Annotated in this window: 25 protein-coding genes and 1 other annotated feature; of the genes, 22 read left to right on the forward strand and 3 right to left on the reverse strand. The window is 43.3% G+C overall.

Features of this window, described 5'->3' with window-relative positions; genetic code table 11:
• Positions 1-36 precede the first annotated feature (36 nt).
• From sigE to pyrE, 21 genes are all read left to right on the forward strand, one after another.
• Positions 37-747 carry an RNA polymerase sporulation sigma factor SigE gene (sigE, locus tag ACIQ0H_RS01680; protein ID WP_403409985.1) on the forward strand — a complete coding sequence of 237 codons (711 nt, stop codon included), beginning with the start codon at positions 37-39 and terminating at the stop codon, positions 745-747.
• A gap of 94 nt (positions 748-841) precedes the next feature.
• Positions 842-1,627, forward strand: coding sequence for an RNA polymerase sporulation sigma factor SigG (sigG, locus tag ACIQ0H_RS01685; RefSeq protein ID WP_403409988.1), 786 nt, complete (start codon positions 842-844; stop codon positions 1,625-1,627).
• Between the two features lie 158 nt (positions 1,628-1,785).
• Positions 1,786-2,031: a PRC-barrel domain-containing protein gene (locus ACIQ0H_RS01690; protein WP_403409991.1), complete on the forward strand. Its 246-nt coding sequence runs from the start codon at positions 1,786-1,788 to the stop codon at positions 2,029-2,031.
• Between the two features lie 69 nt (positions 2,032-2,100).
• On the forward strand, positions 2,101-2,793 hold the full coding sequence (locus ACIQ0H_RS01695) for a YggS family pyridoxal phosphate-dependent enzyme (RefSeq protein ID WP_403409994.1): 693 nt from the start codon (positions 2,101-2,103) through the stop codon (positions 2,791-2,793).
• Positions 2,790-3,287, forward strand: coding sequence for a cell division protein SepF (locus tag ACIQ0H_RS01700; protein ID WP_403409996.1), 498 nt, complete (start codon positions 2,790-2,792; stop codon positions 3,285-3,287). The genes ACIQ0H_RS01695 and ACIQ0H_RS01700 overlap by 4 nt, the downstream gene beginning before the upstream one ends.
• 26 nt (positions 3,288-3,313) lie before the next feature.
• On the forward strand, positions 3,314-3,595 hold the full coding sequence (locus ACIQ0H_RS01705; RefSeq protein ID WP_403409999.1) for a YggT family protein: 282 nt from the start codon (positions 3,314-3,316) through the stop codon (positions 3,593-3,595).
• Positions 3,596-3,732: 137 nt separating this feature from the next.
• A complete protein-coding gene (locus ACIQ0H_RS01710; RefSeq protein WP_403410002.1) occupies positions 3,733-4,509 on the forward strand; it encodes a YlmH family RNA-binding protein in 777 nt (258 codons plus the stop codon).
• Between the two features lie 91 nt (positions 4,510-4,600).
• Positions 4,601-5,107 (forward strand): DivIVA domain-containing protein, encoded by a 507-nt coding sequence (locus ACIQ0H_RS01715; RefSeq protein WP_403410005.1) that lies wholly within the window; start codon positions 4,601-4,603, stop codon positions 5,105-5,107.
• 111 nt (positions 5,108-5,218) lie between these two features.
• Positions 5,219-5,435, forward strand: a binding site (T-box leader).
• A 151-nt stretch (positions 5,436-5,586) separates the two neighbouring features.
• The gene (gene ileS, locus ACIQ0H_RS01720; protein ID WP_403410008.1) at positions 5,587-8,349 is read left to right on the forward strand and encodes an isoleucine--tRNA ligase; all 2,763 of its coding nucleotides are present in this window, start codon (positions 5,587-5,589) and stop codon (positions 8,347-8,349) included.
• Positions 8,350-8,619: 270 nt separating this feature from the next.
• The gene (gene lspA, locus ACIQ0H_RS01725) at positions 8,620-9,096 is read left to right on the forward strand and encodes a signal peptidase II (protein ID WP_403410011.1); all 477 of its coding nucleotides are present in this window, start codon (positions 8,620-8,622) and stop codon (positions 9,094-9,096) included.
• A complete protein-coding gene (locus tag ACIQ0H_RS01730) occupies positions 9,096-10,022 on the forward strand; it encodes an RluA family pseudouridine synthase (protein ID WP_403410014.1) in 927 nt (308 codons plus the stop codon). The genes lspA and ACIQ0H_RS01730 overlap by 1 nt, the downstream gene beginning before the upstream one ends.
• A 215-nt stretch (positions 10,023-10,237) precedes the next feature.
• Positions 10,238-10,780 (forward strand): bifunctional pyr operon transcriptional regulator/uracil phosphoribosyltransferase PyrR, encoded by a 543-nt coding sequence (gene pyrR, locus ACIQ0H_RS01735; protein WP_403410017.1) that lies wholly within the window; start codon positions 10,238-10,240, stop codon positions 10,778-10,780.
• Positions 10,781-10,810: 30 nt separating this feature from the next.
• Entirely contained in the window at positions 10,811-12,097 is a 1,287-nt protein-coding gene (locus ACIQ0H_RS01740; protein WP_403410020.1) for a solute carrier family 23 protein, read from the forward strand.
• Positions 12,098-12,315: 218 nt separating this feature from the next.
• Positions 12,316-13,194: an aspartate carbamoyltransferase catalytic subunit gene (locus tag ACIQ0H_RS01745; protein WP_403410023.1), complete on the forward strand. Its 879-nt coding sequence runs from the start codon at positions 12,316-12,318 to the stop codon at positions 13,192-13,194.
• Between the two features lies 1 nt (position 13,195).
• Positions 13,196-14,473, forward strand: coding sequence for a dihydroorotase (locus ACIQ0H_RS01750; protein ID WP_403410025.1), 1,278 nt, complete (start codon positions 13,196-13,198; stop codon positions 14,471-14,473).
• Entirely contained in the window at positions 14,473-15,573 is a 1,101-nt protein-coding gene (locus ACIQ0H_RS01755) for a carbamoyl phosphate synthase small subunit (RefSeq protein WP_403412303.1), read from the forward strand. The genes ACIQ0H_RS01750 and ACIQ0H_RS01755 overlap by 1 nt, the downstream gene beginning before the upstream one ends.
• Positions 15,566-18,754: a carbamoyl-phosphate synthase large subunit gene (carB, locus tag ACIQ0H_RS01760; protein WP_403410028.1), complete on the forward strand. Its 3,189-nt coding sequence runs from the start codon at positions 15,566-15,568 to the stop codon at positions 18,752-18,754. The genes ACIQ0H_RS01755 and carB overlap by 8 nt, the downstream gene beginning before the upstream one ends.
• A complete protein-coding gene (locus ACIQ0H_RS01765) occupies positions 18,751-19,527 on the forward strand; it encodes a dihydroorotate dehydrogenase electron transfer subunit (protein ID WP_403410031.1) in 777 nt (258 codons plus the stop codon). Before carB ends, ACIQ0H_RS01765 begins: the two co-directional genes overlap by 4 nt.
• On the forward strand, positions 19,524-20,438 hold the full coding sequence (locus ACIQ0H_RS01770; protein ID WP_403410034.1) for a dihydroorotate dehydrogenase: 915 nt from the start codon (positions 19,524-19,526) through the stop codon (positions 20,436-20,438). The genes ACIQ0H_RS01765 and ACIQ0H_RS01770 overlap by 4 nt, the downstream gene beginning before the upstream one ends.
• Positions 20,435-21,145 carry an orotidine-5'-phosphate decarboxylase gene (gene pyrF, locus ACIQ0H_RS01775; RefSeq protein WP_403410037.1) on the forward strand — a complete coding sequence of 237 codons (711 nt, stop codon included), beginning with the start codon at positions 20,435-20,437 and terminating at the stop codon, positions 21,143-21,145. Before ACIQ0H_RS01770 ends, pyrF begins: the two co-directional genes overlap by 4 nt.
• Positions 21,145-21,777 (forward strand): orotate phosphoribosyltransferase, encoded by a 633-nt coding sequence (gene pyrE, locus ACIQ0H_RS01780; RefSeq protein ID WP_403410040.1) that lies wholly within the window; start codon positions 21,145-21,147, stop codon positions 21,775-21,777. The genes pyrF and pyrE overlap by 1 nt, the downstream gene beginning before the upstream one ends.
• Positions 21,778-21,824: 47 nt before the next feature.
• On the opposite strand, the gene ccsB is transcribed toward pyrE, so the two are convergent.
• Together ccsB and ACIQ0H_RS01790 are read right to left on the reverse strand one after the other, a co-directional pair.
• Positions 21,825-23,009: a c-type cytochrome biogenesis protein CcsB gene (ccsB, locus tag ACIQ0H_RS01785; protein WP_403410043.1), complete on the reverse strand. Its 1,185-nt coding sequence runs from the start codon at positions 23,007-23,009 to the stop codon at positions 21,825-21,827.
• 274 nt (positions 23,010-23,283) lie between these two features.
• A complete protein-coding gene (locus tag ACIQ0H_RS01790) occupies positions 23,284-23,946 on the reverse strand; it encodes an MOSC domain-containing protein (RefSeq protein WP_403410046.1) in 663 nt (220 codons plus the stop codon).
• A 221-nt stretch (positions 23,947-24,167) separates the two neighbouring features.
• Here ACIQ0H_RS01790 and ACIQ0H_RS01795 point away from each other — a divergent pair, with 221 nt between their 5' ends.
• Positions 24,168-24,419 carry a hypothetical protein gene (locus ACIQ0H_RS01795; protein WP_403410049.1) on the forward strand — a complete coding sequence of 84 codons (252 nt, stop codon included), beginning with the start codon at positions 24,168-24,170 and terminating at the stop codon, positions 24,417-24,419.
• 44 nt (positions 24,420-24,463) lie between these two features.
• Here the strand turns inward: ACIQ0H_RS01795 and ACIQ0H_RS01800 are convergent, their stop codons facing one another.
• Complete coding sequence (locus ACIQ0H_RS01800; protein WP_403410052.1) at positions 24,464-26,155, reverse strand: Rqc2 family fibronectin-binding protein; 1,692 nt, start codon at positions 26,153-26,155, stop codon at positions 24,464-24,466.
• Positions 26,156-26,205 lie beyond the last annotated feature (50 nt).

The raw sequence follows: 26,205 nt of genomic DNA on the forward strand, positions 1-26,205 counted from the left end.
GCAGAAGAAATGCAAGTTAAGAAAGGGGAGCTGTACATGCTACGTGAGTTGAAGAAATGGGTGTCGGTACTTGCCAGTTTTTTTAAACAGAAAAATGGCACATACTATATCGGAGGCCACGAATCACTGCCGAAACCATTAACGCGTGAAGAAGAAGCAAAAACGATTCATGCTTTTATGGAAGGTGACATGAATGCACGTGACACGCTCATTGAAAAAAATCTCCGCTTAGTTGTTTACATCGCTCGCCGTTTTGATAATACCAATACACATATCGAAGACTTAATCAGTATCGGTGCAATCGGGTTAATCAAAGCAATTGAGACATTCAAAATCGATAAAAATATTAAATTGGCTACGTATGCATCTCGTTGTATTGAAAATGAAATTCTTATGCATTTGAGAAAAACAAACAGAACTCGATCGGAAATTTCTTTTGACGAACCGCTAAATTCTGATGCCGATGGCAATGAATTACTACTATCCGATATTCTAGGTACAGATGAACATATAATTATTGATGATGTTGAAAAGAAAATTGAACGTCAACATATGATTGAGGCAATCGGTACGCTTGACGAACGTGAGCGTTATATCATGGAGTGTCGCTTTGGTTTGACAGGACAAGTGGAAATGACGCAAAAAGAAGTTGCGGAATTACTAGGCATTTCCCAGTCCTATATTTCACGACTTGAAAAGAAAATTATTATGGATTTACGAGAAAGATTAAATCATTCGATTGTGTGATGGTTGAAATTGGAGAACCGGTTTTTCGCATATTCTGGACGACTGCGGACACACTACTTTTTACAGTCATCTACAGAATGCGGAGGAAGAGCGAATGGTGCGTACAAGAGTAGAAATATGCGGAATCGATACGTCCGAATTGCCATTACTCACGAATGAAGTGATGAAAGCAACGTTTATCAGGCTACAAAGTGGAGATCATTCCGCAAGGGAAGAGCTTGTGATTGGCAATTTACGACTTGTCTTAAGTTTAGTGCAAAGATTTGCGTACAGGGGCGAACAAGCGGATGATTTATTTCAAGTCGGTTGCATCGGCTTACTGAAATCGATTGACAACTTTGATTTGAAACATAATGTACGGTTTTCAACGTATGCAGTCCCAATGATTGTCGGGGAAATTAAACGACATCTACGTGATCATCATTCAATACGCGTATCAAGATCACTGCGGGATATTGCGTATAAGGCAATCAGGGCAAAAGAACAGTTTATCAATGACAATCAGAAAGAACCACGCATTTCAGATTTGTCGGAAGCGACCGGAATACCTGCGGATGACATTTTGTTTGCGTTGGATGCAATTCAAGATCCAATGTCCCTTCACGAACCGATTAACAGTGACGGTGGGGATCCCGTCTATATGATGGATCAACTGCAAGATAAAACGGTCTCAGAAGAACGTTGGTTGACGTATGTTTCTGTGAAGGAGACTGTTTCTGAAATGGACGAACGGCAACAGACGATTCTTTCTAAACGATTTTATTTAGGACAAACGCAGACGGAGATTGCTAAAGAATTAGGTATCTCACAGGCACAAATTTCAAGGTTAGAGAAAAATGCGGTGAAAATCATTCGTGATGGAATGGATCAGAAAGTGTAAACAATGTTTTGGTGTAACAGCTAATTTGAATAAAAAACGAGATGCCATAAAGGTATCTCGTTTTTGTTTTAATGAAAGCCGTCTAAAATCGAGACGTCTACATACCTGCATACCCGCATCTAGCAGGCACATATAATCATTCTAAGGGAGGGTGTCGTATGAGGTTTTCGGAAATTCAAAAGAAAGAAGTTATTGATGCAACGAAAGGGTCATTCCTCGGATTTGTGCAAGATGCGACTATTGATATTAAGAATGGTAAAGTTGAATCATTACATGTCGGCGGTGGGGAACGCACTCTTTTCTTTGATGCCAAAGAGAAAGATTCTAAAAGAGTTCGTTTGGAAGACATTACAACAATCGGAAAAGATATTGTACTTGTAGGTAAAAAAGGCGACGAAAAATGACTTATTATTGATATGTATCCGTCCACTTGTTACAATGAATGTTAAGAAACGTGAAAAGTAGTGATAATTATGTATAATCTACAACAGCGAATTGAAAAAATTGAATATGATATACAAGAAACTTGTGACCGTATAGGTCGGGATCGATCGGACATTACTGTGATAGCTGTCACCAAAGAAGTTTCGGTTGCAAGGGCTTCTGAGCTGCTGGAAGCGGGTTTTGAGCATCTTGGTGAAAACCGTCCAGAAGTACTTCTAGAAAAGCAGGAAACGATTCAGAGTGGCGCTGTTTGGCACTTTATCGGCAATATTCAAAGCAGAAAAGTAAAAGATATCATCAATCAAATTGACTATTTGCATTCCATTGATCGAATAAGTGTCGCAAAAGAAATCCAGAAGCGGGCAGATCAACCAATTGATTGCTTTGTTCAAGTGAATGTTTCTGGTGAAGCAAGTAAATCGGGTGTTACACCTGCTGAACTCAACCTTTTTATTGAACAAGCGGGGGCTTACGATAAAGTACGAATTGTCGGTTTGATGACGATGGCCCCTTTCACAGAAGATAAGGACTTGATTCGTTCGGTCTTCCGCTCATTGCGGGAACTTCGCGACGAGATAGCCATACAAGAATTGCCACATGCTCCGTGTACACAATTGTCTATGGGCATGTCAAATGACTTCATAATCGCAATCGAAGAAGGTGCAACTCATGTCAGAATCGGGACTGCACTTGTCGGAGCAGAAAGCGGGGAGGACGCATGAGCATCAAAAACAAGTTTGAAAAATGGTTTTACTTGGACGATGAAGAGGACGATGTACAAGAAAAGCAGCAGCAGCAGCAGCCACGTCGACAAGAACAACGCGCTGTAAAAGAGCCACCGGCAATGACACCGACACCGGCACCACCGCGCAAGCCACAAGCGCGAAGGCAGCCGCAACAACCAATGGGGGAGCCACAACAAGCTGGAACAGTCGTTAGCCTGCAAAGCATTCAGAAATCCTCTAAAGTTATCTTAATTGAACCGCGTGTCTATGCCGAAGCGCAAGATATTTCTGAACACCTGAAAAATAAACGTGCAGTTGTCGTCAATTTGCAGCGAATTGAGCGTGACCAAGGGATCCGCATCGTGGACTTCCTAAGTGGTACGGTCTTTGCGCTTGGTGGGGACATCCAGCGAATAGGAACGGATATTTTCCTTTGCACGCCTGAAAATGTGGAAGTTGCTGGCGCAATTTCCGATTACTTTGAACGATAGAATTTGAATGAGGTGTACGAACTAGCATGTCAGATAATCTAATTTATTTAATTTTTAAGGGTGTAGAAAAAGCTTTTCAAATTTATTCCATTCTCCTAGTCATTTATATTTTAATGTCGTGGGTACCGTCCATGCGAGAAACAAAGTTTGGTCAAATCCTTGCAAAAATAACAGAGCCGTATTTAGGATTCTTTAGGAAGTTCATACCGCCACTTGGCATGATTGATATATCCCCAATTGTTGCGTTATTTGCGTTGAACTTAATTTCAGCGGGTGTTTTTTCAGTACTGAAAATCATATTTCTTTAAGCTGAAGTGGAAGGATGAAGGTCAATCCTTCCCTCTTGTTAGCACAACCTCCAGCGGATGTCCGATGTATGGACATAATTGATTAAGGATAATGTCCTCACCTCGGTGGGGATTTTTCTATAAGGGGAGCAAAAATAATGGAAACTATATTTCAGCATTTTCGGAAAGACGAGCAGCCGTTCATCGAAATGGCGATTGGCTGGATACGTGAAGTTGAGGATAGCTATGCTCCTAAATTGACGGGGTTTTTAGACCCAAGGCAACAGTTTATTGTAGAATCGTTGGCTCGAAACTCCATGCTTTTGGTTGGCTCATATGGGGCTTTTGTTGAGGCGGAGCGCAAGCGGATTCTTATCTATCCGGATTATTATGTACCGGAAAAGGATGATTATCAAATTTCCATGTTCAATGTAAAATACGCTTCAAAATTCTTGAAACTTGAGCATAAAGATATCCTTGGCTCGATGATGTCACTCGGTATCGATCGTTCAAAATTTGGTGATATTCGTGTCGGTGATGATGAGGTGCAATTTACAGTAGCTCATGAGTTGAAAGACTACATGACCGCCAATTTTTTATCCATTGGTAAAGCAAAAGTAACGGTTGAAGAAAGTAATCGGCCAGAAGACTGGATTGCTGCCACGGATAGTTGGACAGAGGAAATGCATATCGTAAGTTCATTGCGATTAGATACCGTTATTGCAGCACTTGCCAACATTTCGCGTCAAAAAGCAGCATCACTGATCCATGGCGACAAAGTGAAAGTGAACTGGGTTGTTCGAGATCAACCCGCATTTGAATTGCAAGAATTGGACATGTTATCCATTCGAGGGTCAGGTCGATTTAAAATGACAGCGATTGAAGGAAGAACGAGAAAAGACAAAATTCGTCTAATCATCGGAAAGTTAGAATGATTTTTCAGATAATAGTTTTCGAAAAATGATGTTTTCCAAGCCCCTAATATGTATAATAGAATATAAATGATGTTGTAGGGGGATACTTTAAATGGCTCTGTCACCAATTGATATACATAATAAGGAATTCACTAGCAAGTTCCGCGGCTATGATGAAGATGAAGTCAATGAGTTTTTGGAGCAAATCATGAAGGACTTTGAAAATATTCTTGAAGAAAACAAAGCGTTGAAAAGTAACTTGAAACAATCGAATGAACAGGTTTCTCATTTTAATTCGATTGAACAGACATTGCAAAAGTCGATTCTTACTGCACAGGAAGCTGCGGAGGATGTCCGTCGCAACTCGATGAAGGAATCACAACTGATTATTAAAGAAGCGGAAAAGAATGCAGACCGAATCGTCAATGAAGCTCTTTCCCGTTCGCGAAAGATTTCAATGGAAATTGAAGATTTGAAAAAACAGTCGAAAGTATTCCGTACACGTTTCAAAATGCTGATTGAAGCACAGCTTGATCTTATCCAGTCAGATGACTGGGACCATTTACTTGAGTATGAAATGAATACAGAACTGCTGGAAGCAGCGGCAGATAAAGAGTAAACTTGACTTTTTTCAGAATGCTCACCTATAATAGTGTGCATATATGTAACTTGAATTAGCGGGTACTTAAACTCCTCGCTAATTTAAGTTCCGCTGAGGCGTAATTGATAAAAACAGGCATTGAAAGAGAAAGTACTTTCCAAATTTGTGTTTAGCGAGCCGGGGGTGGTGAAAGCCTGGTCAACAGATTGGAGACGAAGATCACTCCTGAGCCGGATTGCGGATATTGTACGCAGTCCCGGAAACACCCCGTTATGGTGTCTGAGTGGTAGCAAATTCGTTTGCTGCAAGTAGGGTGGTAACGCGAGATTAATTCTTCGTCCCTTTTTAAGGGGCGGGGGATTTTTTTGTTTTTACGAATGAAAACAGCGAAGGAGCCTTAACGGGATAGCCGAAACTATAAGACTGACGGCCAAACTGTCTGGCTTATAGCGGGAGGCCTCCCCCAGCGCTTTCAAAATTAAAAGGAGGAATACAAGATGGAATACAAAGATACATTACTAATGCCGAAAACAGACTTCCCAATGCGTGGAGGTTTACCGACAAACGAGCCGAAAATGCAAGAGAAATGGGAACAGATGGACATTTACAAATTAGTGCAGGAACGGACAGCAGGTCGCCCTCACTTCATCCTTCATGATGGACCTCCTTATGCAAATGGCGATCTTCATATGGGTCACGCACTTAACAAAGTACTTAAAGATATGATTATCCGTCACAAATCAATGACGGGCTTCCATGCACCGTATGTCCCAGGTTGGGATACACATGGTTTGCCAATCGAGCAAGCGCTTGTCAATAAAGGCGTCAAACGCAAAGAGCACACACTTGCTGAATTCCGTAAAATGTGTGAAGACTATGCGTATAGTCAAATCGACAGTCAGCGTTCACAATTTAAGCGTATTGGTGTACGCGGCGATTGGGATAATCCTTATATTACGTTGAAGCCATCTTTTGAAGCTCGTCAAATTAAAGTATTTGGCGATATGGCGAAAAAAGGCTACATCTACAAAGGTTTGAAGCCGGTTTACTGGTCACCATCAAGTGAATCTGCACTGGCAGAAGCAGAAATTGAATACCAAGACAAAAAGTCAGCATCAATCTACGTTGGGTTCCCTGTTAAAGACGGTTTAGGCGTCATTGATGCAGATGTCCAATTCCTAATTTGGACGACGACTCCTTGGACGATTCCTGCAAACCTTGGGATTTCAGTTCACCCAGAATTCACATATGCAATTGTGAAGGTGGGAGAAGAGAAGTTTTTAATTGCCAAAGATCTTCTTGCTTTCGTAGCAACGGAAATTGGTTGGGAAGACTATGCGGTTGAACGTGAACTAAAAGGTTCTGAGTTGGATCGAGTTGTGGGGAAGCACCCATTATATGACCGTGATTCACTCGTTATGCTAGGTGAACATGTTACAGCAGAAGCAGGTACTGGATGTGTCCATACGGCGCCTGGACACGGGGAAGATGACTTCTATATCTCAAAATCATACGGTCTGGATGTGCTCTCTCCTGTCGATGATCGTGGTGTGATGACGGACGAAGCACCTGGTTTTGAAGGACTATTTTACGAAGATGCAAATAAAGCCATTACTGAAGCACTCGAAAAAGTAGGTGCGTTGAAAAAGTTATCATTCATCACGCACTCGTATCCGCATGATTGGCGCACGAAAAAGCCGGTTATTTACCGTGCGACTGCACAATGGTTCGCTTCAATCGAATCATTCCGTACAGAATTGCTTGATGCCATCAACAATACGAAATTCACGCCATCATGGGGTGAAACACGCCTATATAATATGGTTCGTGATCGCGGCGATTGGTGTATTTCACGTCAACGTGTTTGGGGTGTTCCAATTCCTGTGTTCTACGCAGAAAATGGCGAGCCAATCATTACTGATGAGACGATTGATAATGTATCTGCATTGTTCCGTGAGCATGGCTCTAATATATGGTTTGAACGCGAAGCTAAGGATCTTCTTCCAGCAGGCTTTACGCACGAAGGAAGTCCGAATGGAGAATTCACAAAGGAAACAGATATTATGGACGTATGGTTTGATTCTGGTACAACGCATCAAGGTGTACTTGTCGAAAGAGACGACCTTGTATACCCAGCTGATTTGTATTTAGAAGGATCTGACCAATATCGTGGTTGGTTCAACTCATCCCTAACGACAAGTGTTGCGATTAATGGCCATGCACCTTACAAAGGTTTACTAAGCCACGGTTTCACACTGGATGGCGAAGGACGTAAAATGAGTAAATCAATCGGTAACGTTATCGTTCCTGCGAAAGTGATGAATCAGCTTGGAGCTGACATCCTACGTCTATGGGTTTCTTCTGTTGATTACACGGCGGATGTGCGGGTTTCGGATTCGAACTTCAAGCAAGTTTCTGAAGTGTATCGTAAAATCCGTAACACACTGCGTTTCTTACACGGTAATACATCGGACTTCAATCCAGCGACAGATGCGGTTGCATTCGCAGATATGCGTCCAGTAGACCAATTTGTCTTTGTAAAATTACAGGATTTGATCAAAGAAGTGCGTGAAGCATATGACAACTATGAATTCGCAACGGTTTACCATGCAGTGAATAACTTCTGTACAGGTGAATTGAGCTCATTCTACTTGGATATTGCAAAAGATGTTGTCTATATCGAAGGTGCCGACCATCTACATCGTCGTGCGATGCAAACGGTTATGTATGATACATTGATGGCATTGTTGAAATTGCTGACGCCAATCGTGCCACATACAACTGATGAGATGTGGGCTTATATCGAGCATAAGGATGAAGTGAGTATCCAGCTAACGGATATGCCGGAAGCTCAGGATCTTGGAGAGCAAGCACAAGCGCTACGTGAACGTTTTGCAACGCTCATGCTTGTCCGCGATGATGTCTTGAAAGCACTTGAGGAAGCGCGCAATAGCAAAGTTATCGGTAAATCACTTGAAGCAAAAGTGACAGTTGCGGTTCCTGAAAACTTACAAGGCATCTTCGCAGCAGAGGATATTGACTTCGCTCAATTCTTCATTGTCTCGAAATTTGCGGAAGGCGATGTTGCCAACATGCCTGAAGGAACATTGAAGCTAGATACAGTAAGCGTCCTTGTTGAATCAGCAGACGGTGAAAAATGTGAGCGTTGCTGGACAATTTCCGAAACAGTTGGCCAGGATGATACACATGCAACACTATGCACACGTTGTGCGGAAGTTGTGAAAAAGCACTACGCTTAATTTTTTCAACTTAGAAGTGGCTGTGACAGTCTTCCTGAAAGACTTGTCACAGCTGTTTTTTATTGCAATAGTTATTTTTATCTAATCTCCAGCGAAGGCGCCTTACTGGGGGAGCCTCTCGCGATAAGCCTCGGGGAAGGATGCAGTTCAATCCTTCCTTAAGCGCCAAGCGGATTTGAAAAGAATCTCAACGTCAGCTTACTAGTTACTGACACCACTCCCCTTTAATGTGGTAAAATAATACGTAACCTGTTGGACGGAGGTAGTATATTGTTAATTTATTATGGATTGGCAGCATTCATCATCCTTTTAGATCAGTTGACGAAATGGCTCGTCGTTAAAAACATGGACCTATATGAAAGAATCAGTATCGTGGATCCCTATTTAGGCTTGCTTTCTCATCGTAACAAGGGAGCGGCGTGGGGAATGCTTGAAGGGCAAATGTGGTTATTTTATATCGTCACAGTGCTGGTCGTGGCGGGCATCATCTATTTCTTTCATAAAGAAGCAAAAGGCTCTGTCCTTTTCGGATTTAGTTTAATGTTTCTTCTTGGAGGTGCGATTGGTAATTTCATCGATCGTCTGTGGCGCAAAGAAGTCGTCGATTTTGTCGACGTCCTCATTCCAGTTATCAACTATGATTTCCCGATTTTCAATGTAGCGGATGCTGCATTGACCGTTGGTGTAGTCATGATCATCATTCATGTCATTATGGATGAAAAAAAGAATAAGAAAAAGGTGTCCTAATGGATAAGTTTGAAATTGTAATAACAGAAGAACACGCAAATAATCGTATTGACAAAGCATTGACGATGGTTAACCCTGACTGGTCACGAACGCAAGTCCAGCAATGGTTGAAGGATGGCTTAGTCCTAGTAGGCGGCGTCCAAGTCAAACCCAATTATAAAGTGAAGCAAGGCGATACAATAGCGGTTGACGAACCTATACCGGAAGAACTAGACGTCGTCGCTGAGGACCTGGACCTTGATATCATCTATGAAGATAAAGATGTCCTTGTTGTCAATAAACCGCGCGGCATTGTCGTCCACCCAGCACCAGGACATGCGACAGGAACAGTTGTGAATGGTCTTATGCATCATTGCAAGGACTTGTCGGGCATTAATGGTGTGCTACGCCCTGGTATTGTTCACCGTACCGATAAAGACACATCTGGCTTATTAATGGTTGCCAAAAATGATCAGGCGCATGTGTCCTTAGTGAACCAGCTTGTTGCCAAATCTGTCACACGCGTTTACCAAGCACTTGTTCATGGTCATATACCACACGATAATGGGACGATTGATGCGCCGATTGGTCGCGATCAACGGGACCGTCAAAGTATGGCAATTGTCGATAAAGGGAAACATGCTGTGACACATTTTAAAGTGCTTGAACGATTCGGCGATTATACGCTCGTTGAGTGTAGGTTAGAAACGGGAAGAACACACCAAATTCGTGTTCATATGAAATATATCGGTTATCCACTTGTAGGAGATCCTAAATATGGGCCGAAAAAGACGATTGAATTCGGCGGACAAGTGTTACACGCAGGGACGCTAGGCTTTAATCATCCTGCAACTGGGGAGTATATGGAGTTTTCAAGTCCCCAGCCGGCTGATTTTCAGGCATTAATCGAAAAACTACGAAAAAGCGTTGACAAGATAGATCAGTAAAGGCTATACTAAAAAAAGAAATTGAATAGCGATACCTTTAAAATCAGTCCAGAGAGGCTGGGAAGGTTGCACGGAAGTACAACAGGCTGCTGCGCGCAGTTTATTTGTACAGTTTATTCTGCATGTGTACCCTCCCGCCGTCTAAGGCAGGAGGGTTTTTTATTTTAAAAAACTTCACTTCCTTAGACTGAAGTGTAGAAATGGAGGATGGATCAATGGTGGAGAAAGCAAGTATTTTAGATGAACAGGCGATTGGCAGGGCGGTAACACGAATTGCCCATGAAATTATCGAACATAACAAAGGAATTGACGACTGTATTCTTGTCGGTATTAAAACAAGAGGTGCTTTTCTTGCCGAAAGACTTGCTCATAAAATCGAGCAAATCGAAGGGAAACCTATTAAAACAGGGGAACTTGATATTACGTTATACCGCGATGATCTAATGCTGAAACATGAAAACGAAGAGCCGCTTGTTCAACAAGTAGACATTAAGCATGACGTATCAGACAAAAAAGTGATTCTTGTCGACGATGTGTTGTATACAGGCAGAACCGTACGGGCTGCAATGGATGCCGTTATGGATTTGGGAAGACCAGCATCGATTCAACTAGCGGTACTCGTCGATCGAGGTCACAGAGAATTACCGATTCGCCCCGATTACGTTGGGAAGAACATTCCAACATCGAATGAGGAACGTGTAGTTGTAAGTGTGCAAGAAACGGATGGCAAAGACGGCGTCACTATCCACTCGAAGTAAATTAAGTATCAGACACGGAGGAAATTGACAATGACTGGAAAAGTGTTGGATGTCCATGAAAAACCAAAAGCAGGTAAATGGCTCATCCTTAGTTTGCAACATATGTTTGCCATGTTTGGTGCAACGATTTTAGTTCCCCAACTTGTGGGTCTAAGTCCGGCAATTGCCCTGCTGACAAGTGGAATTGCAACTATCGTTTTTATTATTGTCACGCGCTTCCAAGTACCGGCATACTTAGGTTCGTCTTTCGCCTTTATCATTCCGATTCAGGTGGCAACTAAAGAGGGCGGTATCGGAAGTGCAATGATGGGCAGCATGTTTGTAGCACTTGTGTACGGTATCGTTTCACTCATCATCTGGAAAACGGGTTACAAGTGGATTATGAAAGTGCTGCCTCCGATTGTTGTGGCACCTGTCATCATTGTCATTGGTCTGGCATTGTCGCCAACTGCAATTAAAATGGCGAGTATCATCGAGGTTGGTGGAGAGCCCGTCTATAGTATGTTGCACTTTTCAGCAGCGCTTGTCACACTGGCAACAGCCATTATCTGTCTGATGTTTTTCAAAGGTATGATTAGTTTAATGCCAATCTTAATCGGTATCATTGTTGGCTATACCTACTCAGCATTCATCGGCATACTAGATTTTACAGAAGTGGTGGAAGCGAAGTGGTTTAAGTTCCCTGAAATGCTTATCCCAGGGATCGATTATGACTTTGTGATCACACCGGCACTACTTTTCATCATGGTGCCAATCGCGATTGTCACAATTTCAGAGCATATCGGACACCAACTCGTTCTTGGTCGCATTGTTGATAGAGATTACATAAAAAATCCCGGGTTAAATCGATCACTTCTTGGTGATGGACTCGGTACACTCATCAGTGGATTTGTCGGTGGTCCACCGAAAACGACCTACGGTGAAAATATCGGTGTTCTTGCACTTACGCGAGTATATAGTGTGTATGTCATTTTAGGGGCAGCAGTGTTTGCCATCGCCTTCTCCTTCTTAGGAAAAGTGATGGCGCTCATTGCGACGATTCCAACGGCGGTGCTCGGAGGTGTGTCGATTCTGTTATTCGGAATTATCGCTTCTTCCGGATTACGTATGCTGGTCGATCATAAAATTGATTTTGGCCATCAGCGTAACCTGGTCATTGCCTCTGTCATCTTGGTCATCGGCATCGGTGGTGCTTCCATTGAAATCAGCGAAACATTCAAAATTGAAGGAATGGCATTGGCAGCAATCGTTGGTGTACTACTGAATCTGGTGTTACCTGGAAGAACAGACGACAGTTTAGTTGACAAAAAAAAATAATTACCTTTTAAGATTGTCCAGAGAGGCAAAGAAAGGTTCGTTTGACACCCGTTCTTTACATGTACGTAAAGAATGTGGATTGTCATGTGTAGCGAGCCTTTCCGCCAATCGGAAAGGCTCGTTTTTGATAGAAATCATAAGCGAAGGGGTATTACAAAGGGCAGCCGGAATAGGTTCAAAGGTTACCTAACGCAACGCACATTAAAGGAGGAAGCATAATGGATCACCTAGTATCGATGAAGCAACTGACAGAAGAAGAAATTATGGCACTTCTTGAACGAGCAGAAACGTTAAAAAAATTAGGTATACGTGAATTTCCCGGGAAATATACGGTGAGTAACTTGTTTTTCGAACCAAGCACCCGAACGAAAATGAGCTTCGAAATGGCAGAACGTAAACTAGGACTCGAAGTGTTACCGTTTGAATCCAGTTTCTCTAGCGCGCTAAAAGGAGAAACGCTGTATGATACGGTAAAAACGTTGGAAGCAATCGGTGTCGATGCACTAGTCGTTCGCCATCCTGAGGATGGCTACTATGAGGAGCTTGTCGGTCGGACAAGCGTGTCCATTATAAATGGCGGGGACGGTTCAGGTCAGCACCCGACACAATCATTATTAGACCTGTTTACTATAAAGGAAGAATTTGGTTCGTTCGAAGGATTGAATGTTCTAATTGCAGGAGATATTGCTCATAGCCGAGTGGCGCGTTCCAACGCGGATGCCCTCACTAAATTAGGAGCAAATGTAACATACCTTTGTCCGACAGAATGGGCAGGTGAGTTTCACAGCGTCGATTCATGGGATGAAGTGATTGGAACGAGTGACGTTGTCATGCTCCTGCGTGTCCAACACGAAAGGCATGAAGGCGAAGAGCTCTTTACAAAAGAAAGCTATCATGAACAATATGGATTAACAGAGCAACGAGCACTACAAATGAAGAAAAATGCGATCATAATGCATCCAGGCCCATTTAATCGGGGTGTTGAAATTGCAGACAGTTTAATAGAAACTGCACAATCAAGAATCTTTAAGCAAATGGAAAATGGTGTATATATACGGGCAGCCGTATTGGAAGAAATTTTGAAAGGGAGGCATTGACATGGAGAAAATTATTCAAGGGGTTCAAATGTTAAATGAAACAGGGGAATTGATTACAGGGGATGTAAAAATCACAGGTGATACAATTTCAGCAATCGGTAATAATTTTGAAAAAGGCAATGCAGAGACAATCGACGGTAAAGGCCTATTCCTATCACCGGGCTTCATCGATGTACACGTGCATTTGCGTGAGCCGGGTGGCGAGCACAAGGAAACGATTGAAAGTGGTACACATGCAGCGGCAAAAGGTGGTTACACGACAATTTGTGCGATGCCGAATACACGTCCAGTACCTGATACGAAAGAAAACTTAACACTTGTCAATAACTTGATCGAAAAAAGCTCTCGAATCCGTGTTCTTCCTTACGCTTCCATTACAATCCGCGAAGCGGGCAAAGAGCGGACGAATCTTGCCGAACTGAAAGAGCATGGCGCATTTGCTTTCACGGATGACGGTGTTGGTGTTCAACAGGCGGGTATGATGTACGAAACCATGCAAGACGCAGCGAAAATCGGAATGCCAATTGTTGCCCATTGTGAAGACAATACATTGATTTACGGCGGTGCGATGCATGAAGGAAAGCGCAATAAAGAACTTGGTTTGCCAGGTATTCCTTCTATAGCAGAATCAGTACATATCGCACGTGATATTTTGCTAGCGGAAGCAGCGGGCGCGCATTATCATGTGTGTCATGTGAGTACGAAAGAATCAGTCCGAGTGATTCGAGATGCGAAAAAAGCAGGTATTCATGTGACTGGAGAAGTTAGTCCACACCACCTCCTACTATCTGAAAATGATATCCCGGGTGACGATGCGGATTGGAAAATGAACCCACCGCTTCGTGGGCAAGAGGATCTTGAGGCACTACGCGCGGGCTTGCTTGACGGAACACTTGATTTTATCGCAACAGACCACGCGCCTCATACAGCGGAAGAAAAAGCAGTAGGCATGAAGACCGCACCATTTGGTATCACGGGCTTTGAAACGGCATTTCCACTTCTTTTCACGAACTTCGTAAAGAAAGGGACTTGGACATTGAAGCAGCTCATCGATTGGATGACGAAAAAACCTGCTGACGTATTCGGCTTGCCATATGGCAGACTCGAAGTCGGTGCACCGGCGGATCTTGTGTTAATTGATTTAACGAAAGAACAAGCAATTGATCGTACAACATTTGTATCAAATGGTAAGAACACACCGTTTGATGGTTGGAAATGTGCAGGCTGGCCTGTAACAACAATTTACGGCGGACAAGTCGTTTGGGAGGATGGACAATGATGAAGAAACGTATGCTCATATTAGAAGATGGTACGATTTTTGAAGGGATTGCATTTGGTTCTGACGCAGCTTCAATTGGTGAAACGATTTTTACAACAGGAATGACAGGTTACCAAGAAACAATATCAAATCCATCGGGTTGTGGACAAATCATCGTAATGACCTACCCATTGATTGGGAACTACGGTATTAACCGAGATGACTATGAGTCTATTGAGCCTGTAGCAAGCGGCGTTGTCGTTCGGGAACTAGAGGACGAACCTTCTAACTTCCGCAGCGGCATGACACTTTGTGAATTGTTAACATTGAAAGGCATTCCGGGTATTCAAGGCATCGACACACGAAAGTTAACTCGTTTACTGCGCGACAAAGGCCCGCTAAAAGGCATATTAACAGCGGCTGGAGAAGAAGTGAACGTTGATAAAACGGTTGAAGAACTTGTTGCATATACATTGCCAACAGATCTTGTTGCACGCGTATCGACGAAAAAACCGTATCCGAGCCCTGGTAGCGAAGAGCGTGTTGTGCTAATTGACTACGGTATGAAACACGGTATTTTACGCGAATTGAATAAACGCAACTGTGACGTTATCGTTGTACCTTATAACACACCTACGAAAGACATTCTTGCGCTATTCCCAGACGGGATTGTGCTATCCAACGGACCAGGGAATCCTGAAGATGTTGAGCGAGCGGTCGAAACTATTAAAGAATTGCTAGGCACAGCACCGATATTCGGAATTGGGCTTGGTCATCAGCTACTTGCTCTTGCTTGCGGAGCGCGCACAGAGAAGTTGAAAAATGGTCACTACGGTGGTAACCATCCTGTTAAGGACTTGACGACTGGTCGTACGGAATTGACTTCTCAAGGTCATAGCTACGCAGTTGTGGAAGCATCGCTTGAAGGAACCAATCTTGTAGTCACACATAAAGCGCTTAACGACAGTTCAGTCGAAGGGCTTAAAAATACAGCATTCGAAGCGTTTTCCGTCCAGTTTCATCCAGAAGCTGCACCAGGACCAGAAGATTCGAATCACCTGTTTGATCGCTTCACAAATGTTATGAAAACGAGCAGCCGAAAGGAGAATTTCAATGCCTAAACGTCAAGATATTGAAACTATATTAGTAATCGGGTCAGGTCCAATTGTCATCGGGCAGGCCGCAGAGTTTGACTATGCAGGAACACAAGCATGTCTATCATTAAAAGAAGAGGGCTACCGTGTTATTCTCATTAACTCGAACCCTGCGACGATTATGACAGATACAGAAGTTGCGGATAAAGTGTATATTGAACCGATTACACTTGAATTCGTCAGTCGCATCATTCGGAAAGAGCGTCCTGATGCATTACTGCCAACACTTGGTGGACAAACAGGTCTGAATATGGCCATCGAATTGCATGAATCAGGTATTTTAGACGAGCTCAACATTGAAATTCTTGGAACAAAGCTCGATGCAATCCATAAAGCAGAAGACCGTGATCTATTCCGGACATTGATGAATGAACTTGGTGAACCTGTTCCGGAAAGTGATATCATTCATAATCTAGAAGAAGCTCATGCATTCGTTGAACGAATCGGTTATCCAGTAATCGTTCGCCCTGCATTCACGCTTGGTGGTACAGGTGGCGGAATTTGTAATGACGATAAAGAACTTGAGGAAATCGTCACAGGCGGCTTGAAATATAGCCCGGTTACACAATGTCTACTGGAAAAATCCATTGCCGGCTACAAGGAAATCGAATATGAAGTAATGCGTGACTCTGCAGACAATGCGATTGTTGTGTGTAACATGGAAAACTTCGATCCTGTCGGCATTCATACAGGTGATTCGATTGTAGCCGCACCATGTCAAACGATGACAGATCGGGAAAACCAAATGCTACGCAATGTGTCATTGAAAATTATCCGTGCACTTGGAATTGAAGGTGGCTGTAACGTCCAGCTTGCACTCGATCCACATAGCTTCAACTACTACATCATTGAAGTTAACCCACGGGTTAGTCGTTCTTCTGCACTTGCATCGAAAGCGACGGGCTATCCGATTGCGAAATTGGCTGCGAAGATTGCGGTAGGTTTGACGCTTGACGAAATGATGAACCCGGTCACTGGGAACACATACGCTTGCTTCGAACCAACACTGGATTACATCGTGACAAAAATTCCACGCTGGCCGTTCGATAAATTCGAAGCTGCGAAACGGAACCTTGGTACGCAAATGAAGGCGACCGGTGAAGTGATGGCGATGGGCCGAACATTTGAAGAGTCCATCTTGAAAGCGGTACGCTCACTCGAAATGGGACAATTCGATTTATCCTTGAAAAATGGTGCCGACATGACGGATGAATGGATTGAAAAGCGGATTCGTCGTGCAGGCGATGAGCGATTGTTCTTCATCGGTGAAGCACTCCGCAGAGGGGTAACAATTGCAACGATTAATGAATGGAGTCAGATTGACGTTTTCTTCCTTCGTAAGCTTGAAAAGATCGTTCAATTTGAAACTGTGCTAAAAGCGAATCCGTTTGACTATGCTACATTGCGCACTGCGAAACGTATGGGCTTCTCTGACGTGACCGTCGCAGCACTGTGGAACACAGATGAACGTAAAGTATACGATTGGCGTAAAGAGCATGGCCTAGTCCCTGTCTATAAAAAAGTTGATACATGTGCCGGTGAATTTGAATCGGATACACCGTATTTTTACGGAACGTATGAAGATGAGAATGAATCGATTAAAACAGACAAGAAAAGCGTGATTGTTCTAGGTTCTGGCCCAATCCGCATCGGACAAGGTGTCGAGTTCGACTATGCGACTGTACACTCTGTCTGGGCAATTCAACAAGCGGGTTACGAAGCAATCATCATCAACAACAACCCAGAAACAGTATCAACGGACTTCTCCATTTCCGACAAATTATACTTTGAGCCACTCACAATTGAAGATGTCATGCACATCATTGATCTTGAGCAGCCAGAGGGCGTTATCGTTCAGTTCGGTGGACAAACAGCCATCAACTTGGCGGATGGACTTGAAGCGCGCGGCGTGAAAATTTTAGGAACAACTTTGGAAGACATTGACCGTGCAGAAAACCGTAATAAGTTCGAGAGTGCCCTACGCGAAATCGGCATTCCACAACCACTTGGGAAAACAGCTATGTCAGTAGAAGAAGCTGTTGTCATTGCGAACGAAATCGGTTATCCCGTACTTGTAAGACCGTCTTATGTACTTGGAGGACGCGCGATGGAAATTGTGTATCGCGAAGAAGAGTTACTTCATTATATGGAACATGCAGTAGAGACAAGTCCGGATCATCCGATTTTAGTTGACCGTTATTTAACGGGTATTGAAATTGAAGTCGACGGTATCTGTGACGGGGAAAATGTATTGATCCCGGGTATCATGGAGCATATTGAGCGCGCGGGTGTTCACTCTGGGGATTCGATTGCAGTCTATCCACCACAAAACTTGTCAGCTTCACAAATAGAGACCATTACGGATTACACGACACGCTTAGCAAAAGGCCTTAAAATCGTAGGGTTGCTGAATATCCAGTTCGTTATTTCTGAAGGGCAAGTGTACGTGATCGAAGTGAACCCACGTTCAAGCCGAACAGTGCCATTCCTAAGTAAAATCACGGATATCCCGATGGCTAACATTGCGACAAAAGCCATTCTTGGACAGTCGATTATCGAACAAGGTTACCAAAACGGACTTGCGGAAGCACCTGCAGGCGTTTACGTCAAAGTACCGGTGTTCTCATTCGCGAAATTACGCCGAGTAGACATTACACTCGGACCTGAAATGAAATCGACTGGGGAAGTCATGGGGAAAGATACGACACTTGAAAAAGCGTTGTACAAAGGCCTTGTGGCAGCCGGTATGGAAATTAAAGAATACGGTTCGGTACTAATGACTGTATCTGATAAAGATAAAGAAGAAATGGTTGGGATTGCAAGACGCTTTACAGAAATCGGCTATCGTGTCTTGGCGACGGAAGGTACTGCGAAAGTATTGAAAAATGCGGGAATCCGCGTGAAAGTTGTCGATAAAATCGGCTCTGAAGGCCCGACACTCCTTGATGTGATTCAAAAAGGAGAAGCGCAAGTGGTCATCAATACGCTAACAAAAGGGAAACAGCCTGAGCGTGATGGCTTTAGAATTCGACGTGAATCCGTTGAAAATGGTGTTCCTTGCTTCACTTCACTCGATACAGCAGATGCAATGCTACGCGTTATCGAATCAATGACGTTCCAAACGGAGGAAATGGGGAAACAGCTTTGATTATCCAAGATCGCATGCAGGTCCTATCACAGCGGCAAATTGCCCACAACATATTTGAAATGACATTGGCTGGAAAATTGGTCGGGGAAATTACTTCCCCTGGCCAGTTTGTCCACATTCGAGTGGCAGATTCGTTTGAACCACTATTAAGACGTCCGATATCCATCGCTTCCATTGATCAACAAGCAGGTCAAATGACCATCATTTATCGTGCAGAAGGGCGAGGTACTACGCTGCTGTCGCAAAAACGTGCAGATGATGAGGTTGATGTACTAGGTCCACTTGGTAATGGTTTTCCAGTTGAAGAAACGGCATCGGGTGAGACGGCAATCTTAATTGGTGGCGGAATTGGTGTACCTCCACTTTATGAGCTGTCGAAGCAGCTGACGGCAAAAGGCGTGAAATGTATCCATGTGCTAGGATTCCAATCGGAGAACGTTGTGTTTTACGAAGAAAAGTTTGCTGAACTTGGAGATACGCATATCGTGACGGTTGATGGAACAGCAGGAACTGCAGGATTTGTCACAACTGTCATGGAGACTCTTGGTAATGACTTTGGAACGTATTATAGCTGTGGTCCAATGCCAATGTTGAATGCTGTACAAACAATGTACGAAGGTAAAAAAGGCTTCTTGTCATTCGAAGAACGGATGGGCTGTGGCATTGGTGCTTGTTTCGCATGTGTCTGTCAAACGACGGAAGGGAACGACAAGGCGTACGTAAAAGTATGTTCTGACGGTCCGGTCTTCCCAGCAGGGGTGGTAGCAATATGAATAGATTAGCGATTGACTTACCCGGTTTACAGTTGAAAAACCCGATTATGCCGGCATCAGGTTGTTTTGGATTCGGCAAAGAATACGGTGGGCTATATGATTTATCGCTACTAGGTGCGATTATGATTAAAGCAACGACGTTGGAAACACGTATGGGTAACCCGACGCCGCGTGTGGCGGAAACAGCTTCAGGTATGCTCAATGCGATTGGGCTACAAAATCCAGGGCTAACGGGCGTATTAGAAGGCGAACTGCCATGGCTCGAACAGTTTGATGTGCCGATTATTGCGAACGTTGCAGGAACGGAAACAGCCGACTATGTCGAAGTGGCGAAAGAAGTGTCAAAAGCACCGAACGTCAAAGCGTTAGAATTGAATATCTCTTGCCCGAACGTCAAATGTGGTGGTATCACTTTCGGAACAGACCCTGAAGTGGCGAAAGAACTAACGAGGGCCGTGAAAGAAGTTTCCCAAGTACCGGTTTATGTGAAGTTATCACCGAATGTTACCGATATCGTGGCAATTGCCAAAGCGGTGGAAGCCGGTGGGGCAGACGGTATCACGATGATCAACACACTAGTTGGTATGCGCTTGGATCAGAAAACGGGGCGTCCAGTCATTGCAAACGGTACAGGTGGTTTGTCTGGGCCAGCAGTGAAACCAGTGGCGATTCGAATGGTTTATGAAGTGAGTAAAGCGGTTAATATCCCGATTATTGGAATGGGTGGCATTTCGGAAACAGCCGATGTGATTGACTTTCTATCAGCTGGAGCAAGTGCGGTTGCAGTAGGAACGGCAAACTTCGTAGATCCATTCATCTGTCCAAAAATCATTGAAGAGTTACCGGCGAAGTTGGACGAGCTAGGGATTCATCATATTTCAGAGTTAATTGGAAGGAGTCACCGACTATGAAAACTTCACCAATCATTGCACTAGATTTTGATTCGGCTGAAAAAACATTCGACTTTCTTCGCGCTTTTGACGGAGACGTCAACGTGAAAGTCGGCATGCAGCTCTATTACAAAGAAGGACCAGCCATTGTGGCTCGTTTGAAAGAACTAGGCTATGACATTTTCCTAGACTTGAAATTGCATGATATTCCAAACACCGTGAAGTCGGCGATGGAAGTACTTGCAGGATTCGGCGTTGATCTTGTCAATGTGCATGCGGCAGGTAATAAAACGATGATGGAGGCGGCGCTAGAAGGTTTGGATAAAGGAACGCCATCCGGAATTGCACGTCCTTCACTGATTGCTGTTACGCAATTGACGTCGACAGATGAGCGCCAAGTACGTGAAGAGCAATTGATTGGCGCTTCTTTGCAGGAGTCTGTCATTCAGTACGCCAAGCTGACGAAAGAGGCTGGACTGGACGGAGTGGTATGTTCGGTTCATGAATCCGCAGCGATTGCAGAGGCATGTGGAAAAGAATTTTTCAAAGTAACACCGGGCATTCGCTTTGCGGATGGCGGCGCACATGACCAAAAACGCATTGCTACGCCAGTAGAAGCACGCCTTGCAGGTTCAACTCATATCGTTGTTGGACGTGCGATTACAGGAGCAACGGATCCGAAGACGGCTTATGAACAAATCAATGCATTGTGGAAGGGGACAGTATGATGACAGAGAAAAAAGAAATCGCCAAAATCCTATTAAACGTAGGGGCAGTTGAACTAAGTCCAAATGAGCCATTCACATGGGCATCGGGTATTGAATCCCCGATTTATTGTGATAATCGTCTGACGATGTCAGATCCGGTTGGACGGAAACAGATTGCACAAGGGCTGGCAGATGTCATTCGTGAAAAATATCCGGAAACAACAGTGATTGCAGGTACAGCGACAGCGGGAATTCCACACGCTGCATGGGTAGCAGACATTCTAGGATTACCAATGGTCTACATCCGTTCGAAAGCAAAAGGACATGGACGTAGCCGTCAAATCGAAGGGAAAATTAATGCCGATGATAAAGCGATTATCATTGAAGATTTAATCTCTACAGGCGGTAGCAGCTTGAATGCGGCGGAAGCACTTCGTTCTGAAGACATCGAAGTAACAGGAGTCGTTTCCATCTTTACATATGAACTTCAAAGCGCTGACGAAACGTTCGCGTCTGCAGGGCTGACATACACGAGCCTGACTGATTTCGGCGCACTTGCTGAAGCAGCGCAGGAAAGCGGTGCAATTAGTGAAGAATCCATCAGCAGTTTGCTGGATTGGCATGGTAAATTGAAGGCCGGTTTGTTGAAATAAAGAGAAAAGCGATTTCACAGGTATTCATGCCTGGGAAATCGCTTTTATTATGCGTAGGAATGTAGCCCTGAAATAATCAAGTTCACAAACACCTGGTTGAAAATAATGATGCCGAAGCCGATAATGGCCATCCAAGCCGTTTTCTCGCCTTCCCATCCCTTGCCGATACGCAGATGAAGCATGCCGGCGTAAAATAAAAAGGTAATGAGGGCCCAAACTTCTTTCGGATCCCATCCCCAGAAACGGCTCCATGCATAATGCGCCCAAATCATTGCGAATAACAGACCGCCAAGCGCGAATAATGGAAAGCCAATGACGACCGAACGATACGTAATTTCATCCATAGTATCCGCATGTACTTTGCTAGTAAGCGGTTTAAGTAATGCAATTATTTTGCGTCTAGTTACAAGTCGAATGAGCATATAGAGTATCGTTCCTGCTAAAAATGACCAAATAATTGTATTTAATTTCTGTGAATGAATGGTGTTGGGAATTTCAATGAGACCACTTTGTGGGTTCGTTCCTTCAGTTGATTCCACAACAATTGCGTTTGTAGGAACTGTAATCGCGGGCAACTTGTAGGTATACACTTCCATCTCAGAGGTACGGTTTTCAAATTGCAGGCTTTTCGTATAGCCCATCACGCTAAATGTGCTAGTCATTGTAATGAAACCCAATACAACAAACATGAAATACATGACAAGTTCTAAAAAGAATGTCTGTTTACCTTTGTGACTCGGATTTACTGTTTTCAACAAAAATATAATGCCTGTGACAAAGGAGATAGACAAGACTGCGCTGGAAAAAGCAACCGTGATGACGTGAATAGTTAACCATTCACTTTGTAGTGCTGGAATCAGCGGTGCAACATCTTTTGAAAAGGCGTTTGCAAAGCCAAGGATGAGCAAAGCAATTGGCAAAGCAAAAAGTCCAATGACACTTTGCCGATATAAAAAATACATAATCAGAAAACTACCGATAAGCATAATACCGAAAAATGTCATGAATTCATACATATTGCTGACAGGAGCATGTCCGGCAACATACCATCTCGTTGCAAAATAAACGAGTTGTAGCACAAAGCCAATAGTTGTAAGTGTGATACCTACTGCTGAAAAAATCTTCTTTTTTGACTTCACTGATAAACCGAATGGGATGATGGCAATTAAGTACGTAAGAAAAGAAATATAGAGTGCTGTACTACTTAAACTTAGTAAAGACTGTGAAGACATGAAAATCCTCCTTAATGTTAATTATCCCCAATATACCATCATAAATTAGAATAATGGAATCAATACTGTGACAATTACATGACTTAACCCACTTTTCCAATTTTAACTTACTTCTATATTTGGGGAGGAGTGCAAAATAACCATTCAAAGCAGTAGGGGTTTAAACTTGTGCTGAAACAAGTTAAGTGCAGGTTTTGAAAGGGCTGCCCCATAGGAGACAGCCCTTTGCTTGTCGATCATATTCCATAGATGTGTCGCGACGTAACTACAGATTTCAAACCAGATTTGTCAATTTCTCTAATCGTTTCGTTAATCGCTCTCGCCAATCCTCAGCCAGTTCATGAACAGCTAGCACTTGTTGGATACCTTCAATATCCTTTGGTCTGTGGAAGTAAACTTGGTTGGCAAAAAGGATGGAAACTTGCTGTGGATGTGATTCCAATAAGGTAATGGTCGAGTCTTTTCGTACCGTTCCTTCTTCCAACACACGACATAAATAACCCGTGAATCCCGTATCTACCATTCTTTTGAGAAGGGCAGGCAGATCGGTTCTTTTGGTGATTGTGCTGCATGGGATTCTCCCTTGCGTTACTTGGATAACAGCATCTCCAAGGCGGTAAATGTTCCCAATATGAACGTCTTGCTCTAACATATTAGTTACGGTTATATTTTCGCCGAAAGTTGAACGGGGTAAAGTACTTTTGAGCTCCTGCTCCCAAAGCGTATAATGCTCATACGGGTAAACACAAACAGCGCGATCAAGACCTCCATGATGGCGTAAGTCCGCAACACCATCTCCCTGAAATCCATCTCTTGATAAAAAGGCTTCCTCGATTGTTTCTTTACAAATGGCAGTTTCCATTTCCTTATCAGTACCATAGTTCATTTTTTTCGGCAATCCGATTGAAAAGTTTTTCACTTCAATAGTAGTAGTCATTTTCTGAATGTACCCGCTTTCTATTAGTGGTGATAGCTAGTGGCATTGCTCATCTGAATATTATAATTAAAACACAGTGAAAGACTGTTATCAAAATATTAAAAGAGAAATAGTCGTGAATTGTATGAAATGAAAACCCATCTATTCCAAGCTAAAGAATCGGTACGTACTGAAATGGGCATGATAAATGGGAAGCTTACAGCAAACGGGGGGGCGATGCCATGAAAGAATTCAAAGTAACGTACTTTTTTAGTGAAGATCACTACATCAGAAGATTTATTCATATGGTGTCCGAAGAAAACGCGGAAGAATTGATTCGAAACGAGCGCGATCAATATATTTCGTTTCGGGATAGTAGAGGTATCTATCACGAGTTGAATACCCGAGATGTTCGGGTTGTGCAACTATCCGAGTATTTTAGAATTGACAAAAGTAAAGGAGGAAAAAAAGAAGACGATCGTACAGAAAAATAAAAATAGCTGCTGACTCCAACTTTGTGGAATCAACAGCTGATTTTTTACTTCCTAAGCTTCATCACAAGATCTTCATCAGGCGTCACAAAAATGGTTTTCTGCTCAAAATAAATTACAAATCCAGGCTTTGAACCATTCGGCTTTTTAACATGTCGGACTTCCGTATAATCGACAGGGACAGATGATGAACCACGCGCTTTACTGAAGTAAGCGGATAGCGTTGCTGCTTCGCGAATCGTTTCTTCATCAGGATTGGCCTCGTGAATGACAACGTGTGATCCTGGAATATCTTTCGTATGAAGCCAAGTTTGATCTCGTGAAGCAATTTTGAACGTTAAATAGTCATTTTGTTTATTATTTTTACCGACTGAAATTTTCGCGCCGGCAGAGGATACATACGTTTCCGGTGCTGGTTTTTTCGGCTTGCTTTTCTTTTTCAGCTTGCGCGCCTTCAAAAATCCAAGTTCCGCGAGCTCTTCACGTATTTCTTCGATGTCTTCAGGGGATGCTTGCATAACTTGCTGTTTAATCATTTCAAAGTATGCGATATCCTCAGCGGCTTTTTCCAGCTGTTCTGCAATCATGATGAGCGCCGTTTTCGCTTTTGTATAGCGTGAATAATAACGTTGTGCATTATCGATGGGTGTTTTTCTCGGATCGAGTGGGATGGTTACCGTCGTTCCTTCTTCATAATAATTGTCGACGACCGCTTCCGTCATCCCTTTTTGGATGGCGTAGCTATTGGCAGTTAGCAACTCGCCGTAAAGTTGGAACGTATCTAGTTTTCCGGCAGCCTCCCGTTCTTTCGACAGCTTTTTAACTTTCAAATTCAGTTTGGCAATTTCGTTATCAAGCCAACGTTCAAGATCCGCAGCTTGAGATTTGACGCGCTCCCTTTCTGCCCGGGCAAAATAGACTTTGTCTAGCAGATTGCCAAGTGTGTCATAGGATGCAATGGCTTTATCTGCATGCGATAAGGCAGTCACAGAGAACACTGTTTTTGTCCCGATTTCGGCAATGTTAGGATTACTTGCTATCCCTTTAAATGAAGAAAGGAATGTTGTAAACACTGCAAAAGTTTCATTCGCAGAGACGTCTTTCAATCGATACAGTAATTCTTCCGCGTTAACTGGTGAAAACCCTGAAAACGCTCCAACGACTTCGCGGGCACTTGTCAACTGTGGTAAAAGTGCAGCGAATTGTAGCTCTGTTACAGTAAATGGATCCGCTTTGTCTTGAGGCGGAGCAGGTATGAAAGGCTGCCCTGGTAACACTGTTCGGTAACTGTTTACCGAAGGTGGTAAATGTTTCATACTGTCAATGATGATGTCACGAGTCGGATCGACGATTAGTAAGTTACTATGGCGACCCATAATTTCTACAACTAATTTTCTGCTAATGTCGTCGCCGATTTCATTTTTTGCTTGAATGTCAAACGTAATAATTCGATCCGATTCAAATTGATCGACAGCTGTTATCATCCCGCCTTCTAGATGTTTGCGCAATACCATGCAAAACATCGGAGGTTCGGAAGGGTTGACAATCGCTTCTTCTGTTAGTTGGACACGTGAATAGGATGAATGAATGGAAATAAGAAGTTTATGATTTTTTCCGCCTGAGCGGATCAAGAACACGACTTCTTGTGCGTTCGGCTGATGAATTTTAGAAATGCGTCCATTCTTCAGAACTTGCAATTCCTGCACCATCGCCGTGGTGAATAAACCGTCAAATGCCATACTGATTCCTCTTTCAATTCGTTTTTTCTATTTTACCACTCTATGCATGA

Source organism: Sporosarcina sp. NPDC096371 (genome assembly GCF_044762865.1).
In the GTDB taxonomy this organism is placed as follows: Bacteria; Bacillota; Bacilli; order Bacillales_A; family Planococcaceae; genus Sporosarcina.